Annotated in this window: 1 pseudogene; it reads right to left on the bottom strand. The window is 60.2% G+C overall.

From position 1 onward, the window contains the following. Window positions 1-140, bottom strand: a pseudogene (locus tag EOD29_RS31720) (urea ABC transporter permease subunit UrtC); the annotation flags it as partial. Between the last annotated feature and the right edge of the window lie 134 nt (window positions 141-274).

Below are 274 nucleotides of genomic sequence, written 5' to 3' on the forward strand. Positions count from 1 at the left end.
ATATAAGTCGGCACGTGCAGCGGATTGCTCGGCCCCGTCATCAGGTTCAGGACCGGCACAAGGACGGCGACCAGAAGCAGGAGGGCGATGGCAATGACGATCTTGCGATCGAGTGATCGGAGAAGGAAGGCCGTTATCATGCTTCCACCGCCCTTCCTTTGAGTGCGAAGAGCCCGCGGGGACGCTTCTGGATGAAGAGAATGATGAGGACGAGCACCAGGATCTTGCCGAGCACGGCGCCGGCGAAGGGCTCGAGGAACTTGTTGACGACGCC

The organism is Mesorhizobium sp. M1A.T.Ca.IN.004.03.1.1, assembly GCF_003997555.1.
GTDB lineage: Bacteria > Pseudomonadota > Alphaproteobacteria > Rhizobiales > Rhizobiaceae > Mesorhizobium.